The following is a 17,829-nucleotide window of genomic DNA, read 5'->3' as shown; positions in this document are numbered from 1 at the left end:
GACGCATCCGCCGATTTCACGCGAGGCGGGATTGGTCGCCGATTTCCGCATATGAAAAATTATGTCGACCGGCGCATTTTGTTCTCTCCTGCGACAGCCTTCGCACTTGCTATTTGTGGCTTCTATGCTTTTTCCGGCATAGTAAATAGGTTTGATCCGGAAGGGAGCCTAGGATCGGTCTTGGTCAGGGCCGCCATCACTCTGATTACATTGACTTCGTTTTTACTGATGCCCTCAAAATTAAGGTCGTCGACGGCTGCTCTTTTGCCGATGAAAATATTTTTTACTTTTTATCTTTGCAGACTTATTGAGAATATCTACGTCTCGTCAATAAACATCTCGGCTGGGCCGGGAATGATATTTAGCATTTTCCTAGTGACTGGTGTCGGCGCAGCGCTTCTGATCTCGTCGATGGATAAGGGTATAAAAAACATAGATTTGACTTTCGCAATGACCGCACTTTGTGTAATTTTTATAGTCGGACTTTACCTGAATAGAGAGATTCTGCTACAAAATAGTGTTGTTGATAATAGTAGAATGTCAGTTGATAAGATAAATCCAATCGCGATGGGTCATACAGCATTTGCCTTTCTGATATACTTCGCACTGGTTTTAGGAAAGACGAAAAAGTTAACGGTTCAAGCCATAATATTTTGTCCAATTCTTTTTTTGATTGTTGTTTTTGCTAAATCGCGCGGTGCGTACATTGCCGGTGCCGGCGCCCTCTTGGTCTATGTACTGTTGCTCAAGGGGTCAAAAAGAGTATTTGCTGTTTGCGGGGCATTCGCGATCGCTTTAGTGGTTTTGGCGAGTAGCGGCGTGGAGCTGATCGACGTTGTCATTGCGAGACTTCAGACGATCAACGTGGATGCCGATCAATCGACGATGATACGCAGTCAATTGTTCGCTGGAGCCTGGTCGCAGTTTCTAGAAAGCCCGGTGTTGGGGCGTTATGCGGTCGAGATGCGGTTCAATTTCTATCCTCACAACATCTATCTTGAATCCCTGATGGCGATGGGGGCGCTTGGATCATTGCCGTTTGCGGCTCACATAGTGTTGGCACTCAGATCGACGGTCGGTATCATTCGGTCCGGCAAATTCCCGCTCGCTGCGGTGCTGGCTGCGGTGCTATTCATCAGGGAAGCGATCGCCGGCATGGCGAGCGGCAGCCTATGGGGAAATTCGCTTTTCTGGGTTACCTCCGCTCTGACGATATCGTTTTGGTATGGATACCAGGGATTTCTTGCCAAAAACCGCAATCCAGAGATTAGGGCTTACTAGGAGTCGAGCCTATTAGAGTTGAGTGTCCCGTAGCGATCAGTAGGCTGACAGTAAATTGAAGTCCTATTTCGATCGGTACCAGCGTTCGTTTCGTCCTCGAAGGGGTCCAACTTCGCCTGATTGGCTGCAGGCACTCGCGCCGTGCCAGCGGGTCGCCGCTGGTCGGCCAACACGGATCGCTATCAGCGCTCTAGGCCTCCGAGATTAAATTCCAACGGGAACCAACCATGCGTATTTTTCAAAATTCCGGGATCTCGCCTAGCTACCGGGCCAGACTCGCTGGACTTGCGACTGGGGTTCGTGGGTTCGAGCCGCAGAAGCAAGTGTTTTTGAACGACCGCTACGGGGCGGCGCATATCCTGTCGCCGGTGCACGCCGGCAGCCCTGAAGCCTTTTTTACGAACGGAGACGACGAATCGCTGCAGCGGGCATGGGCGCTCGAAAACGGGCTGGGCGAAGATGCATCGCTGGCCGATATCCTTCTTGCCCAGATCGAGCATCACAAGACGGACATCTTCTACAATCTTGATCCATTTCGTTACGACGCCTCTTTCGTGCGACGGCTGCCGGGGCATGTGAAGCGAAAGATTGCGTGGCGTGCTGCGCCAGGCAGGATCGATTTTTCCGGTTATGATCTCGTCGTTTGCAATTTCCAGTCGATGCGAAAGCTTTGGGAAGAGCAGGGCGCCAGGACCGCCCACTTCTTTCCTGCTCACGATCCGGAACTCGATGCCGTTGCCGCGAACCGGAACAGGGATATCGATGTCCTTTTCTTCGGCGGCTACAGTCGTCATCACCAACGCCGCAGGCAGATTTTGGAAGCTGTCGCAAGCCTATCCAGCCGCCGCCGCGTCGTCTTCCATCTCGACCTGTCGCGCTATACGCCACTCGCCGAGACGCCGCTTGGCTGGTTCGGTCCCCTGCGCGCGGTGCGGCGGCCGCGCACTATCCGCAGTGTCAGCGCGCCTCCTGTATTCGGTCGCGCTATGTATGCCGAACTCGGAAGAGCCAAAGTCGTGGTCAACGCGTCGATCGACATGGCGGGTCCGGACCGTGGCAACATGCGCTGTTTTGAGACGATGGGCGCTGGCGCTCTGCTGATATCCGATTCCGGCAATTATCCCGCACCGATGCGCGACGGGGAAACCATGGTCGTCTACGAGCAACCGCAGGACGCATTGGATAGAATCGAACGGCAATTGGATAGCGGAAACTGGGACGAGATCGGCCGGGCGGGGAACCGCGCAATTCGTGAAGAATACAGCAAAAAACGCCAGTTCGAGCGGTTTCTCGAATTGGTATAGCTGACGATCGATTAGTCTATGGGGTCTTCCCCATCTCCCGAAGGAATCTCAAAGTGGCCTGCCACCACTCCGCTTTTTCATCCCATTTCGCTGGCCGATAGGGCGAATTGCTGCCAATGGTACCCCATATAACGATTCCGTCGGCCAGCCTCCTGCAAGTGTCCAGTTGGGCATACCAGAGGTCGCCCGGCAGAAAGGCCAGGGTCTTATGAAACTGCGGCCACAGAAAGCAGTAGACCGGCTTTCCCTGGGCGATTCTTCGTGTTTCCCCAATGTTGGCTTGCGCATAGGCCACCCAAGCTTCCTTGTCGCCGTAAAATGTATACAGGGAGGGAAATAGCGCATCGACATAAGGGACGAGGGAGGATGCGATCTTGGTGTTTTGCTGCTTCCAATCGTCCAGTTCAACTGCGCCCTGATGGCCGATCGCTCTCCAATGATCCCTGATCGGCAAGACAGCATAAAGTCCGAGCTTTACGCTCGGGTCTGCCTTTCTGAATGCGCTGAGCGTCTTCTGATATTTCGCGATGGACGATGCTTGATCCGGACCCTCAAGGGGCCAGCTTTCAATGTCGACATTGAGATATTCGTTGCTCCTCGGCACTGCCAGCGCTTGCCGCACCTGGCCGGCGTCGGGAACATCTGGTCCCAGAACATGAGGGTCCACGATCGTAAGATGCTCGAAGCCGAACGCCCGCAAATCGGGCCCGCCGGCGAAGTTCATAGCTTCGAAAAGCCTGAACGGAGCGTGCGTTTCCGCCGTTGCGGGCCATGAGCCGATTAGAAAGCATATCACGCAGAATACTGTCTTGAAAAACATGATGCTCGGTATCCGTGGTCGCAACGGGTGAGTTTTGCGCGAACGGAATTCGCGCGGCTCGAATTCTCGTGACCTGAACTTGACGAGTCTGGAAACGGTAGCTTAGCTGGTCGTCTCGAACAACCTCCTGACTGAAGCGTGATCGACGCTGGAAATTATCCGCCTGGAACGGTGGACGGGCGAAGCATGCAAGCCTATGACCGAACGCGCTGTCGCACTCGTCAAGCTGAGGCTGTTGTGGGCGCATCTGACAAATCTGACGAGGAGATCGAGATCGTTGTGACCGAGATCGTTGTGAACGTGCCACCTTATGCAGTTGTCGCCGAAAATCCGGCGCGGATGATCCAGCATATGGTTTCTCTCGATGCCTGAAGCGGCCATGACCTGGGAAGACGCCGTCCGCTGGTGCATGAGCGAGCCTTCGATGAAAGAACTCGCCCGCGCCGCCTATTTCGACGATCCAGTCGTGGCCGCGCAGCGCTATCACGAAAGCGCCGAGTTCGACGCGATTCGCAGTATGATCCCGCGCAAGGTGGGCCGTGCTCTCGATCTTGGCGCCGGCAACGGCATCCTCTCCTACGCCCTGGCGCGCGAAGGGTGGTCTGTAACCGCTGTTGAGCCTGATCCGAGCGCACTCGTCGGTGCCGCTGCGATCCGGGCGCTTGCCCAAAGCACAGGCACGCCCATCGAGGTGGTCGAAGCGTTTGGGGAGGCGATCCCGTTGTCCGCCGCAGGCTATGATCTGGTCGTCGCACGGCAGGTGCTTCATCATGCCCATGACCTTCCGGCTTTCTGCCGCGAAATGGCGCGTCTTTCTCGTGAAGGCGCGACGGTGCTGTCGTTGCGCGACCACGTGGTCTCCGGGCCGCAGCAACTCGAGCCGTTTCTGCGCGCCCACCCGCTTCATCATCTCTACGGTGGAGAGAACGCCTTTACGCTGGTTGGCTACCGCGCTGCAATCCAGGGGGCCGGGCTGACGATCGATCGCGAACTGATCTCGTTCCAGTCTGTCGTGAATTATGACCCAATGACACCATCCGAGATTCGCGACAGGCTCGCCAAAATCTTTGGTCCGTTTTCCCCGGTTGCTCGCCTGGCTCTTTCGCCTGTGCCCTTTGGTGTCGTCGCCAGGGTCGCCGCCTCGCTTGACCGCCGGCCTGGGCGCCTGGTCTCTTTCCTTTGCCGCAAGTACGGGCCTTTGCCACAAGCACGGGAAGGGCTGATTTCTTGACGCACTCGAAAGAGGCAATGCCTGTCTGGGTGACTGGAGCCGGCGGTTTCATCGGCCTGCACCTAGCTCGTTTTCTTGCTAAAAAGGGGTGCCACGTCATCGGCTTCGGTCGAAAGAAAGCACCGGGTTTTGCGTTGGCGACCGGCGGCGTATTTTTTTCCGGTGGGATAGCCGTGGAAACAATGGATGCAGCTCTGGCAGCGCATGGTCGGCCATCAGCCGTGTATCATTTGGCGGGTGGCGCAACGGTCGGCCAGTCGATTGCCGATCCCCTCAAGGACTTTGAACAAAGCGTTGTCTCTGCGGCTCGTGTCCTCGATTTCTTGCGCCGCCACGCACCCGATGCACCTGTCGTTCTTGCATCCTCCGCGGCCGTCTATGGCGGCGGCCATTTCGGTTCGATCAGGGTCGACGCGGCGCTCGATCCCTATTCTCCCTATGGCTATCACAAACGCATGGTTGAGGAGCTTGGCCGGTCATATTGTGCCGCATACGGCCAGCCAGTCTCGGTGGCTCGGCTCTTTTCGGTCTATGGCGAAGGGTTGCGCAAGCAATTGCTCTGGGATCTCTGCGGAAGGCTCGCGGCAGGCGAAACCGATATTGTGCTTGGCGGCATGGGTACGGAGATGAGGGATTGGCACCATGTCTCGGATGTCGTGCGGCTGATCCATTGCATTTTGCCTGAAGGCGAACCGCGCTTCGCCGTCTATAATGGCGGTGCGGGCGCTCCTGCGTCCGTCAGCACGATTTCCAGCATGGTTTTGGAGGCCTGGGGCGGGAACCATCGCCTCTCGTTTTCTGGAGAATCCCGGCGAGGCGACCCTGTCAATCTGATCTCGGATCCGTCCGGCGTCCCGGAGGGGCTTCAGTTGCAGGTGCCGCTCAGCAGGGGCATTGCCGGCTATGTCGATTGGTATCGCGCTGAAATTCTCGCCGAGCCGGTCGGCCATCTGCGACGCTCCGCGCCTTGATTACCGTCGGCTTCACTCTCATCGGCCGCGGAACCTGGTCAGGCGGCGAGTCCTATCTACGCAACATGCTGAGCGTCGTCGCCTCTGAACTGCGTGGTAAGGTGCAGGCGAAACTGTTTCTTACACCTGAGCAGCATTCAAGCGTTGGCGCGTCCTTCGATCATATGTTGGCTGCGCCTGCTATTGTCGATGACCGGGTCACGGGCGCCGGGCTCGGCAGGCGAGGGCTGATCGCACTTGCTGGCGGAAGTGACCGTGCCTTCGCGGATCTTGTCGCTGCGCAAGGCATCGATGTCGTGTTTGAAGTCGCCCAGTGGTTCGGCAACCGGTTTCCAGTGCCGGTCGTTTCCTGGATTCCGGATTTCCAGCACCGTCGTTTGCCGCACCTCTTTCCGCGTAGCACCTGGTGGCGCAGGGATATCGGCTATCGCCTGCAGACGTCCGGAAATCGCACCATAATGCTCTCGAGTGGGGACGCGCTGGCGGACTGCGAAAAATTCTATCCGACCTCGCGCAACAAGACCGCTGTCGTGCGGTTCGCTATCGATCTCGATCCCGGTGCCATCCTGGCGCGTGCCGATGAGGCGCGCCAGGCACATGGTCTGCCCGCGCGTTTCTTCTTTCTCCCCAATCAATTTTGGATCCATAAGAACCATAGGCTGGTCATAGAGGCGTTGAAGCATATAGACCAAATCGAGGCGCTGGGCTCCTTGCCGCCGATAATCCTTACGGGGCGCACCACCGATCCGCGCGACCCGACATTGTTCAAGCGCCTGATGGAGCTTGCGGAAACGCACCGGCTCGGCAGCCATTTTCGACACCTCGGCTTGATTCCCTATGACGATGTCGTCGCCCTGATCGGTGCCGCAGACTATCTCCTGAACCCCTCCCACTTCGAGGGGTGGTCGACCACGGTCGAGGAAGCGAAGTCGCTGGGCACGCCGACGCTGCTGTCCGACATTCCACTGCATCGCGAGCAGGCGCCGGAATCGCTCTTCTTCGCACCCGAGAGTGCAGAAGCACTGGCGCAGCGACTCCTGGAAGCCGGGCAGCGCCCACGCTTGGCCCGCGACAGTGTCGCCGTGCTACAAGGTCGGCAACAGATGCGCCGCCGAGACTACGCGGCAGCGCTCCTTGCTTTGTTTGAAAATGTCAGAGGTGTCACCCAATGACCGAGCGGATCGTCAGTTTTGTCATGAGCGGCGGCGTTGGCTCGCGGCTGTGGCCGCTGTCGCGCGAGGACAATCCCAAGCAGTTCCATGATTTTTCGGGCGATGGTTCGATGCTGGTCAAGACCTTGCGCCGGCTGACGGCGCGGCCGAAGGGCGAAACGCCGGTCTTCCTGATTGCATCGGAGCGGCACGCCGACCGCGTCCACGCCGATCTCGCCGGCCTCGACCTTTCCGGCGGCGGCCCGTTGTTCGAACCGACCGGCCGCAATACTGCCGCCGCCGTTGCCTTGGCGACGCTGCGCACCTTGTCCGAATTTGGCGACAGCCTGGTGCTGGTGGTGCCGTCCGATCATGAGATCACGACCGCACGGCAATTCTGGCAGAGCGTGGAAAACGGCACCAGTGCTGCGCGTGCCGGCCGGCTGGTGGTGTTCGGCATCAAGCCTGGCCAGCCGGAGACCGGCTACGGCTATATCGAGGTCGCCGACGAGAAGGATGGCATCTACGATGTCTCGCGTTTCGTCGAGAAACCAGACCTCGCAACCGCGCAGAGCTATTTGGCGGCCGGCAATTTCTACTGGAACACCGGCATCTTCCTGTTTCGCGCCAGCGCCATGCGCGACGCCTTCACGGCTTTCGAGCCCGAGATCTGGAAGGCCACCGAACTTGCCTATCAGGCGGCGACGTCAGATCTTTCCGGTCTGTACATGCCTCTGGAACTCTACGCCGCCATTCCGTCGACGTCGATCGACTATGCGATCATGGAGCGCGCCAGCCACATCGCCATGGTGCCGGCCGGCTTCCGCTGGAACGATCTCGGTTCATGGCAATCACTGCTCGATGTCGGTCCGTCCGACAATGACGGCAACGTCATCGTCGGCGATGTCGTCGCCATCGACTGCGAGAACTCCTACATCCGCAGCGACAGTCGCTTGCTCTCTGCCATCGGCTTGAGGGACGTTGCCATCGTCTCGACCGCCGATGCCACCTTCGTCGCCCCAGTCAGCCGCAGCCAGAACGTCAAGAAGATCGTCGAGCAGCTCGAAAAGAGCGGCCGGCTGGAAACCAGGTTCACACCCGCCGGCGACCGCGTCATCGAAAGCGGCGCCTGGCGGCGCCGTGTGCACCACTGGTTGTTTGAAGAGACGGTGCCGCTGTGGTCCACCGTCGGGGTCGATGAGCGCCATGGCGGTTTCCACGAAGCGCTCGGCTTTGACGCCACACCGCTGATGAAGCCCAAGCGCATGCGCACCATGGCCAGGCAAGTCTACGCCTTCGCTGTCGCCAAGGCGCGCGGCTGGGACGGGCCCGCCGACCGGTTGATCAGCCACGGCCTCGAATTCATGGCCAGGAACGGCCGCACCGACAATGGCGGCTGGGTGCGCACGCTCAGTGTCGACGGCACGGTCGCCGACCCCACCGAGGATGCCTACGATCATTCCTGCGTGCTCCTGGCGCTGGCGCATGCCCATATGGTCGGCAATCCTGATGCATTGCGGCTTGCCGAAGAAACGTTTTCGTTTCTCGACGCGCATCTCGAGGATCACCGCATGACCGGCTTTCTCGAAACGTCGAGCGGCGCGGGCGAACGGCGTTCCAACCCGCACATGCATCTGCTCGAGGCTTTCCTGGCCTGGCATCAAGCGACCGGCGAGCTCGCCTATCTTCGCCGCGCCGCGCGCATCGTCGATCTGTTTCGCAGCCATTTCTTCGATCCGGAAAGCTGGACGCTGGGCGAATATTTCGATGCCGAGTGGAGGCCGGCGGAGGGCGAGAAAGGTACATGGACGGAACCCGGCCACCATTTCGAATGGGCCTCGCTGCTGGTCGACTTCACCGGGCGCAGCGGCCAAAGTGACCTGACCGGCTTTGCCAGAAAGCTCTATGCCTCGGCCATCGCCAATGGCCTCAATCGCGCCACTGGCCTTGCCTATGGCGCCGTCTCGCGGCAAGGCCTGCCACTCGATCTTGTCTCGCGCAGTTGGCCGCAGGCCGAAGCAATCAAGGCGGCGATTGCACTGGATGGTTCAGGCGGTCCCGATCTCAAGCCCGAGATCGAAGCGCGTGTCGGCCGCCTGTTCCGTTGGCACATCAATCCGGCACCACTCGGCCTGTGGATAGACCGGATCGACGAGCGGGGCCGCTCGCTGGCGACCGATGTGCCGGCAAGCATCTTCTACCACCTGGTCTGTGCGCTGACCCAATATCTCGACAGCACCATCGGCGAGCCTCGGTAGAGCGGTTGACAGAATAAAAAGCCTCTTCGATTGAAATCGGTCTGATGTTTTTCGAGCCAACATCGGTTTTCTTGACCCAATGTCGGGGCCCCATCAGCCGCTGTCGATGCGACCAAACAAATGGTGTGGTTGCGCGGGCGTTTCCGTTGGCGATAGAGATGCGTGCTTGGCCATGGCGGGAGTAGGATATTGTCGCTCAAGAAAATAGGCTTGCTGGGACTCGTTGCCTTAGCGTTTGCGGTTGGCTTCTTTGCCATCATCGTGGAAAAAGGGACGCCTGTTCGACCGCAACCCGCAAAGCCGCAAGCGGCACTTGAGCCGTTTGACGGCAAGCTTTCCATCCAGGCAGTCGATGATCTTCGCGTCGCCGGCCGCAAGATTGTGTTGTGCGGCGTGGCGTTTACTAAGCCGCAATCCATGCGTGCCATGGTAACGGAGGCGGCGCGCCGGGACTACCAAGGGCTCGCCCTGACCTGCAAGCCGGTCGGCAAGGGGACGCCCTGCGACGGCAATGTCGCCTCAAAGTTTGGTGATGCCATCGTTGTGCAATGCCTCACGTCCGATGGCACGGATTTGGCCGCGAAACTTGCCGAGAATGGCATCTTGTGCGGACAGCCCGCGCAGGCTGGTTCGACCTACAAATCTTGCTTATCGGGTTCGTAGCTCACGGCTTCCTAACTGCCCTCGCGTCCGTCATTCCCACGAATCGCGACTGTCATGAAACGAAAGGCAAGGATGTGCGATAACGTCAAACAGAGTCGACCATAATCCCTTTACGAAGTTCGGCGCGATGGCGGCCATCAAAGGCCACGAAATAGACCTGACTTTCCGTCAATTTCCAGAAGGGCCGGCAGCGAAAATGCTAAATCAAAAATCTGCCAGTTGAGTGTGTCCAATGAAACACAGCGGAAGCCAAAAAGTATTCTCGCAAATGCCAAACAGGTTGGAATCAAAGCAAAAAGCTGTTACGCGCTTGGTCAATACCTTGGTACTTGGGCGGGGCCGAGGTGCGGCGGGACAAAAAGGATCGAAACGAATGAACGTTATAGTTAAAAGTGCGTTAGCCGGATTTGTCGCCTCGATCTGCTTCGGTCCGGTTTCGTCTTTCGCCCAGGACGCGCCATGCACATGTACGACAGCCTATCAGGCAGCAGCGAATTCGATTGGTTCCATAGGGCGCGCCACCGGCGACGTAATGGTTTCGCAAGCTGCCGGCTATGGCCCGGCCAAAGCGGGAAGTGCCCTGGATTTCGGCAGCCGCGTAGTGGTCGGGGCCAGGGGATCGGCTTCCGTCAATATCGGTGGCTGCAACCTGGATGTGCCGGCGAATTCAAGCCTCGACATTTCCCGTGTCGAGAACAATATCTGCCTGAAGGTCGTGGGCTCCGAGCAGACGGCGGCCGTTGGTGTGAGCCCTGAGCATACGGGGCAGATTGCCCCGAGCGGCGCCCGGTCCAACACCCCGCTCTTTATTTTTGGGGGCATGGGTCTTGGCGCTGGTGTCCTTGCTGCAACGCAGGATGACGGCGACGACGGCGCTGTCAGCCGTTAAGCGCAGTTAAGACAATACCGGCAGAGGCATGTGACTGCCTCTGACGTATTGTATTGCCGGCGCCTCTGTGCCTTGGCCTTGGCGCGCCGGCTGGAGTCGGGATATTGATGGAATTCGTCAACCATACCGCTCTATTATTTGAGTTGAAGCTGAATGCGCTTCGTCTTGGGCGATTCGTCTCGTCCGACTCGACCAGGTGGCACTGTGACAGGTGGCGCGGCAACGCTGATCATTAGCTTGCAAGATGACGATAGCGCTGTCAGCGAATAGCTTGAGTTCTACCGCACTGCATGGACTTGATGGATGCGTCATTCGCTGTCGTGCGGATGGCGCATTTACCTGTTATCCGGGAGAAGTTGCTACGTTGCTTCAATGTGGCCACAAACGCCAATGATCGACCTGCATTCCCATATCTTGCCCGGCCTTGACGACGGCTCGTCCAGCCTTGCTGAATCGCTGGAAATGGCGCGGCTGGCGGTGGCAGATGGAACGACCCATATGGCGTGTACGCCGCATATCGTGCCAGGCATGTACGAAAACCGATCGGCAAATATTGCCCGCGCGGTTCAAGGGTTGGAGCAGGCGCTGAGCCGCGCCGCAATACCGCTTGCTCTTTACGTTGGCGCCGACGTGCATATAGCGCCGGATCTTCCGGAGCAATTGGCGCTGGGTAGCGTGCCGACCTTGAACAGGTCGCGTTATTTTCTATTCGAACCGCCGCATCACGTTCTACCGCCAAGACTGGAAGATCTTGCTCTGCGCCTCATAAACGCCGGGTTCATTCCGATTCTTACCCATCCTGAGCGGCTGACCTGGATCAAGACGAATTACGATGTTGTCGAGAGGTTGAATGCAATCGGCTGCCTTGTTCAGCTTACGGCAGACTCGATTGTTGGTGCTTTTGGACGTACGGCACTTTACTATTCGGAAAAGCTGATTGACGAGGGTAGGGTGGATATCATCGCATCGGACACCCATGGCGCCACCCGCCGGCGACCTGGGCTTACGCAGGCCGTCGCCGCGGCGGCGAAGCGATGTGGGGAAGACGAGGCCCGCAACATGGTGTTGAAACGTCCAGGCGAAATATTGGCGAACCGGACTCTCGAGCCGGTCGGAAAGGCACGCTCGAAAAAGCCAAGCCCCGGCAACGTCGGTCGCTTTGCAGGATTGGGTCGCTTGTTGAAGGGTGGGACTGCGTAATGGGCGTTTTTCATTTCGCAAAAAGCCATACGGGCGCGATGTGTGTCTTGCTCGCTTCGCTCTCAATCTCCGCCTGCACGAGCACCTCGTCAACGACATCGTCTTCGCCGACTTCGGTCGATGCGCTGCAACTGACGTCATCGTCGGCGCCGCTCTCGGGCGGCGGTGCCCTGCAGGTCGTAAAGGACCTGCCTTCGCCGCAGAACACCCAGAACGGCAACGAGCAGCCTTTGTCGCCGAACGATGTGCTCGATGTGAATGTGTTCCAGGTCGGCAATCTGAACAGAACCGTTCAAGTGGACGCGGGCGGGCAAATTTCGCTTCCACTTATCGGGACCGTCACCGCGGCAGGAAAGACCGTCCGTCAGCTTGAGCAGGAAATCGAAACGGCCTACGGCGCCAACTATCTGCAGTCGCCCGATGTGTCGGTCTACGTCAAGGAATCGATCGGACAGCGCGTCACCGTCGACGGCGAAGTCACCAGGGCCGGTATTTTTCCGGTGTCGAGCAATTCTTCTCTCATCGATGCGATCGCCCTTGCTGGAGGGTTCAATGCCGTTGGCGACGCAAAAAAGGTGTTTGTTTACCGCAATATCGGCCCAAACACATTGGTCGCAAATTACGATGTGGAGCAGATTCGTGCTGGCAAGAGCCGCAACCCACGTATCTATGGTGGCGACAAGATTGTCGTCTTTGCTTCGAAATCGAAAATTGCGCTGAACAATCTCAAGGACGCCCTCGGTGTCGCCTCGAGTGCGGCGAGACTTGCCGTGGTCCCCGGATTGTAAATCACGGCCGGCCAGAATTACGCACAGAGACAAACCTAAGGTTGCCACGCACCATGCTCGATCGTAACAGGCAGCATCAAATCGCAGGCCCAGGGCATGGCCAAGCCTTGTCCCCCGACCTTTATTATGACGGTGCGCAAAACTATAGCGCGTATGGTCGCGATTACGCGGAGCAGGACGAGGGCTTCAATCCACTCAGGCTGTTTTTTTACGCTGTCCAGTATCGGTGGCTGATCGTCATGATGGTCGCGGGCGGACTTGTCGCCGGCATCGTCGTTACCATGATGCAGACGCCAAAATATCGGGCAACAGCGCAATTGGAAGTGCTGGTTCCTTCGGCCAAGGTCTTCCAGGACATTGAGGTGGTCTCGGAAGCCGGCGACGAGTATCGGACCTTTCTAACCGCCCGGGAAAAGCTGAAAAGCCGGGCTTTAGCGCAACGCGTGGTGTTCCAATTAGGGCTTAGCGAAAAGCCGGATTTCCTGTTTCCGACCCCGAACTTCTCGCTTAGCAATATTTTCTATCGTGCCTTCGGAATTTCCAAATCGCCTGCCATTGAAGAGACAACCCCGGAGGAACGTGAGAAGATTGCAATCGGTCGCGTTCGAGGTGACCTCACAGTCGATTTGGTCCCCAATACAAGCCTGCTGTCGATTGCGTTTGCCGACCAGAACCCGAAATATGCAAGTGACATAGCCAATCAGGTCGCACAAAGCTTTATCGATCAACGCCTCGATCAGACCAGCGAAACCTCAGACCTGGCACGGCAGTTCATCCAGGAACAGGTTCTGCAGGTAAAGCAGAAGCTCCAGAAATCCGAAGAGGATCTGGTCGCTTATGCAAAGGATGTTGGCATTACGATAACCGGCGACGACAAATCGCTGATTGGGTCGAATATCGAGGCCCTGAACACCGCGCTCGCGACAGCAATCCAGGAACGTCTCGATGCCGGACGAATGGTGGACCAGATAGACAAAGGTCGCGGGGCGAGTCTTGGCCCGGTCTTGGAAAGCGAAGGCCTGCAGAAGATCACCGATAAACTGGCGGATTTGACCAGCCAGTATCAGCAGAAGCTGGGCATATTGAAGCCTGGCTTTCCAGAAATGCAGCAACTTCAGGCGCAGATCAAGGAGCTGCAACGGCTTTATAACAATGGCGTTTTGACTATAACCGATTCGTTGCGGCAGAAATACCAGGAGGCTCAGAACAAGGAGGCCGACCTCAAGTCAAAACTTGCCGAGATGGAGAAGCAGCAGGTCATCTTCAACGATAAAAACATCAAATACACGATCCTGAAGCGCGAGGTTGATTCGAATAGGTCTCAGTATGATAATCTTATTGCCAAGCTGAACGAGGTCGGCGTCAGCTCTGAACTCAAGACACAAAGTGCGGCAATCGTCGATTTCGCGACACAGCCTAATAATCCTTATTCTCCGCGCCTGAGCATCAATCTTGCGGTCGCTTTGGCTCTTTTCTTGGCTCTGAGTGCATCAATTATTTACATCATCGAGTTGTTGAACAACACCTTTACCAATCCTGAGCAGATCGAGAAGGAGTTGGGATTGGCGATGCTCGGCATCTTGCCGCTAGTCGATGATCGGGAACTCATAGCCAGTATCACCGACCAGAAATCAGGATTGTCCGAAGCCTACCGTTCGCTTCGAACCTCGTTGCAGTTCTCCGGCGCCGAAGGTGCGCCGCGATCGCTGTTGGTCACGAGTTCGGAACCGTCGGAAGGCAAGTCGACCACGTCGTTCAAGCTCGGGCAGGATTTTGCAGCACTCGGTGCAAGGGTTCTGATTGTTGATGGCGATCTTCGAAAGCCGAACCTTCATCGGCTGTTTGGTCTCGACAACACTATCGGACTGAGCAATCTCCTGACGAACACCGTCCGCAAAGAGGATCTGGCAAGCATTTTCAGGGCGACGAAATATCCTAATGTGACCGTCCTGACCTCTGGAACGATCCCGCCCAACCCTGCTGATTTGCTCTCGTCGCCGAAGATGGCGCTGATCGTTACCAATCTCGGCAAGCGCTTCGATCTAGTCATAATCGATGCCCCGCCGATCGTCGGCCTTTCAGATGCCCCCATTCTCAGCCGGCTTGCCGAGGGAACATTGATGGTCATCTCTACCAATCAGGTGACACGCAAGTCGGCGAAGACGGCGTTGAAGCGCCTGCGAGCTGCCGGCGCGAATGTGGTCGGAGCCGCGATGTCGAAGTTTGCAGTGAACAAGTTCGACTATAACTACGCCTACAAATATATGAACTACCAGTATTACGACTACGGCACCCCGAAAATTGAGGGCAAAGTCGATGACGGAGCAGACCAGCCCGCTTATACAAAATCTCCGGCGTTCAGGCGTTTGGTTCGTCGCATCCGTGCTAGCGTTGGCGGCTTCGTCGATCGGGCTAAGTCGATTTCTTGAAACCGAAACGCCAACCGTTTCCATCGCGCTGGATCCGCTGAACGTCAATGCCTTGATAGGTGAGATTACCGACGACCTGAACGATACAAGCAACGCCCCAGATCTCGACGCATTGCTTGCCAGGGCCGAAAGCGCGCTTCGCTTTGATCTTGCGGACGCACGTCTCTACAGCCTGATCGGCGAGATAAAGTACCGACAAGGTGCAAAAGACCAAGCCTACGAATTTTTCGATCAAGCTCGAAAATTATCCAAGACCGAGATCCACGCGCTCCAGAGGTCGATAGGCCGCTCGATCGAAACGGGCGATCTGTCAAAGGCCGTCGGCGAGATCGACATTTTGCTGCGGCGATGGCCAGATCAATTTCCTGAAATCGCCGAGGGGCTCCCGACAATCCTCTCGAACCCCGATGGATACCAGGCTGTGCTGGCAGCCATCAGGGCCGCGGCGCCCTGGAGGGGCAATCTGTTGGTCGCGCTGGGCCAAACCCCGGACGGGCTCGATTTCGCAAATCGGCTGCTGCTCGATTTGACCGGGTCAGGTGCGCCACCGAACTCGAGCGAATTGTCCTCTGTGATCCACGGCTATATTCGTCAGAAAGAATATGAGCAAGCGTATCGGTTGTTTCTTTTCAGTCTGTCCGATCAAGAACGGAAATTGGGCGGATATATTTTCAACAGCACATTTGAGCCTGTATCCAGCGGCAAGCCTTTTGATTGGCAGGTCGGGGGTCAGTCGGGCCTGGAAGTTACGTTTGCAACATCCCGAGATGCGGTCGAAGGTGAGGGGGGAGCGACGGTCCGTTTCCTGAATACGCCCGTCAAGAACACTGCTCTTCAGCAGTATATCCAACTGCCTCCAGGCTCCTACAAGATTTCTCTGGCTGCGTCTGCGAGAAACCTGAAGCTTCCTAAAGAGTTGTTCTGGTCGATCAGGTGCGTGGGGCCCGCTGGCGAAATAGCGCGGTTCAATATTCCGGAGGGTACATATAGTCGTCAGGCGCTCAGTCATGATTTTTCGGTTGGACCGGCTGGGTGCCCCATGCAATTATTGAAGCTGGAAACTGCCGCCATTGCCGAGAGCTGGCGCTTTCGATATGTCGGCACGGTGGTAATGCACAAATTGAGCATCGAGAGACTTTCATCTTGAGCGACCGGCCATCGGAATGGGATAAATATCTCCTCGGATCGGTTCTGTTTATATCGCTGCTGATCGGCGGTGGCACTGCAAGCGGCCTTTACACGGACACGCTGATTGAGGTCGCGGCAATTGTGGCGGCGGCCTCGGTCTTTTCACAGACCTCTGGCCAAAGAGTCCCCCATTCTGTTCTGTGGCTGCTTATGTTCGCTGTGGCGCTGGTGATTTTGCAAATCGTTCCGCTGCCTGCGGCTATATTCAGCGGATTGCGACCGGAGCCGTTGCTCGCAGATTCCGGGCTGGTTGGAGAAACCCGATTTCGGTTCGTCAGTGTCGGCGTTGGACGGACGATCGAATCTCTGTTGTATCTGGTGGCGTCGGCGGCGTTTTTTTTGAGCGTATTGCGTTTGCGTGTCGAGCAGGTCCGTGCGCTTCTGCCGTTCTTTTTTATGGGTGTTATCTGCAACGGCTTGGCAGGCGCGATTCAATATTCGCTCTCGGATGACATCGCCATAGAGGGATTGTTGCCTTTCACGATCAATGCCGGGCTTTTTGCCAACCAGAATCATTTTGCGGCATTGCTTTTTGTTTCTATCCCCTTCGTCGTTTATTACGGTCTGTTCCGAGGACATCTTTTGTCCGGATCGCTCGGGCTGGCCACGCTTTTACTGCTCCTTTTGGCCGCCGGTTCGCGTGCCGGCGTTCTGATCGGGTTGGCGATCACCGTACTGTCCATAGTCTTTCTTTCAGCGCGTTCCAGGATGAGTGGGTTCAGCATCCTTGCAGTTTTCATAGGACTTTCAGCCTATACGATAGGCGCATGGACGAAGATCGATGCCGAGGCGATTGATCCAGCTTTCGGGCGAGGAGAGTTTGCGCGCACCACCATTGAGGGGATCAAAGAGAATTGGGCAACCGGCGTTGGGTTTGGAAATTTTCAAAAGGCCTACCAGATATATGAAAAGGAAGAGATGATTTTCAAGCAATATGTAAATCATGCTCACAATGAATATCTTGAAATAGCTTTCGAAGGCGGAGCTCTTGCTGTTCTGTTAATGACGCTTTATTTCGCAATGCTTTTCATGGCGCTTACTAAAGTTCGCCGCGATCCCCTTCAAAAGGCGGCGTTTCTCTCGGTGTCGTTTCTTCTCATCCATTCACTCGTCGATTATCCATTGCGAACCGAGGCGCTTGCAATGACGTTCGCCTTTATGAACGCCATTATCTTCCACAAAGGACTTGCAGGCCGTTCGGCCCAGAAGAACGAATTGATCGAGATCGACCACAACGGTGGCAAGTTGTTTGTTCCGATCGGAGCTTCGTCGTAGCGCCTTTCGGCGACGGCTCCGCTCTTCCATCAGCGGTAGGTAGCGTTCTGCCCCCAGGATATGTCTCGGAAACCAGGAAGATCATCAGGACTGCGTCCAGAAGAGGATTGCGATTGTACCAGCGCCGCACAGGCTGATCTCGGCCCTTCGGGAATATTTTTCTTGGGCCGCCAAGCCCATCAGCCCGTTGAGCAGGAATTTCCGGTTTCTGGTTCTTACGTGGAAAATTCATTCCCGAACCACTCCAGGGCAGGCCTGTCTTGCATTGTTATAAACGATAGCGATCTGCTAGAAGGCCCGCACGAAGACACATTGTCCAGAAGTGAAGCTTGAACCGGCCCGCTGAAAATTGCGCCTGATGCATCGATGCAAGGTCTGGAT

General features: G+C 56.8%; 15 protein-coding genes. 14 read left to right on the top strand and 1 reads right to left on the bottom strand.

Annotated features, from left to right (window positions below):
* Positions 1 to 51 precede the first annotated feature (51 nt).
* Positions 52 to 1,281, top strand: a complete 1,230-nt coding sequence (locus AC0L3L_RS07055; RefSeq protein WP_473637054.1) for an O-antigen ligase family protein — start codon at positions 52 to 54, stop codon at positions 1,279 to 1,281.
* Between the two features lie 368 nt (positions 1,282 to 1,649).
* Positions 1,650 to 2,585, top strand: coding sequence for a glycosyltransferase family protein (locus AC0L3L_RS07050; RefSeq protein WP_473637053.1), 936 nt, complete (start codon positions 1,650 to 1,652; stop codon positions 2,583 to 2,585).
* A 16-nt stretch (positions 2,586 to 2,601) separates the two neighbouring features.
* Here the strand turns inward: AC0L3L_RS07050 and AC0L3L_RS07045 are convergent, their stop codons facing one another.
* Positions 2,602 to 3,405 carry a hypothetical protein gene (locus tag AC0L3L_RS07045; protein ID WP_473637052.1) on the bottom strand — a complete coding sequence of 268 codons (804 nt, stop codon included), beginning with the start codon at positions 3,403 to 3,405 and terminating at the stop codon, positions 2,602 to 2,604.
* Between the two features lie 186 nt (positions 3,406 to 3,591).
* Here AC0L3L_RS07045 and AC0L3L_RS07040 point away from each other — a divergent pair, with 186 nt between their 5' ends.
* From AC0L3L_RS07040 to AC0L3L_RS06985, 12 genes are all read left to right on the top strand, one after another.
* On the top strand, positions 3,592 to 3,777 hold the full coding sequence (locus AC0L3L_RS07040) for a hypothetical protein (RefSeq protein WP_473637051.1): 186 nt from the start codon (positions 3,592 to 3,594) through the stop codon (positions 3,775 to 3,777).
* Between the two features lie 7 nt (positions 3,778 to 3,784).
* Entirely contained in the window at positions 3,785 to 4,636 is an 852-nt protein-coding gene (locus AC0L3L_RS07035) for a class I SAM-dependent methyltransferase (RefSeq protein WP_473637050.1), read from the top strand.
* Between the two features lie 17 nt (positions 4,637 to 4,653).
* Positions 4,654 to 5,607 carry an NAD-dependent epimerase/dehydratase family protein gene (locus AC0L3L_RS07030; RefSeq protein WP_473637156.1) on the top strand — a complete coding sequence of 318 codons (954 nt, stop codon included), beginning with the start codon at positions 4,654 to 4,656 and terminating at the stop codon, positions 5,605 to 5,607.
* 563 nt (positions 5,608 to 6,170) lie between these two features.
* A complete protein-coding gene (locus tag AC0L3L_RS07025; protein WP_473637155.1) occupies positions 6,171 to 6,779 on the top strand; it encodes a glycosyltransferase in 609 nt (202 codons plus the stop codon).
* On the top strand, positions 6,776 to 9,016 hold the full coding sequence (locus AC0L3L_RS07020; RefSeq protein ID WP_473637049.1) for a mannose-1-phosphate guanylyltransferase/mannose-6-phosphate isomerase: 2,241 nt from the start codon (positions 6,776 to 6,778) through the stop codon (positions 9,014 to 9,016). Before AC0L3L_RS07025 ends, AC0L3L_RS07020 begins: the two co-directional genes overlap by 4 nt.
* 189 nt (positions 9,017 to 9,205) lie before the next feature.
* Positions 9,206 to 9,679 carry a hypothetical protein gene (locus tag AC0L3L_RS07015; protein ID WP_473637048.1) on the top strand — a complete coding sequence of 158 codons (474 nt, stop codon included), beginning with the start codon at positions 9,206 to 9,208 and terminating at the stop codon, positions 9,677 to 9,679.
* A 232-nt stretch (positions 9,680 to 9,911) separates the two neighbouring features.
* Entirely contained in the window at positions 9,912 to 10,568 is a 657-nt protein-coding gene (locus AC0L3L_RS07010; protein ID WP_473637047.1) for a hypothetical protein, read from the top strand.
* A gap of 390 nt (positions 10,569 to 10,958) precedes the next feature.
* On the top strand, positions 10,959 to 11,768 hold the full coding sequence (locus AC0L3L_RS07005; protein ID WP_473637046.1) for a tyrosine-protein phosphatase: 810 nt from the start codon (positions 10,959 to 10,961) through the stop codon (positions 11,766 to 11,768).
* Positions 11,768 to 12,556: a polysaccharide biosynthesis/export family protein gene (locus tag AC0L3L_RS07000; protein ID WP_473637045.1), complete on the top strand. Its 789-nt coding sequence runs from the start codon at positions 11,768 to 11,770 to the stop codon at positions 12,554 to 12,556. Before AC0L3L_RS07005 ends, AC0L3L_RS07000 begins: the two co-directional genes overlap by 1 nt.
* A 53-nt stretch (positions 12,557 to 12,609) precedes the next feature.
* A complete protein-coding gene (locus tag AC0L3L_RS06995) occupies positions 12,610 to 14,985 on the top strand; it encodes a GumC family protein (RefSeq protein ID WP_473637044.1) in 2,376 nt (791 codons plus the stop codon).
* Positions 14,939 to 16,132, top strand: coding sequence for a tetratricopeptide repeat protein (locus AC0L3L_RS06990; RefSeq protein ID WP_473637154.1), 1,194 nt, complete (start codon positions 14,939 to 14,941; stop codon positions 16,130 to 16,132). The genes AC0L3L_RS06995 and AC0L3L_RS06990 overlap by 47 nt, the downstream gene beginning before the upstream one ends.
* A complete protein-coding gene (locus tag AC0L3L_RS06985) occupies positions 16,129 to 17,448 on the top strand; it encodes an O-antigen ligase family protein (protein ID WP_473637043.1) in 1,320 nt (439 codons plus the stop codon). The genes AC0L3L_RS06990 and AC0L3L_RS06985 overlap by 4 nt, the downstream gene beginning before the upstream one ends.
* Positions 17,449 to 17,829 lie beyond the last annotated feature (381 nt).

It is taken from the genome of Mesorhizobium sp. WSM4849 (assembly GCF_055811385.1).
Note: the sequence above shows the minus strand (reverse complement) of the source record. Positions and strands in the feature narration are given on the sequence as shown.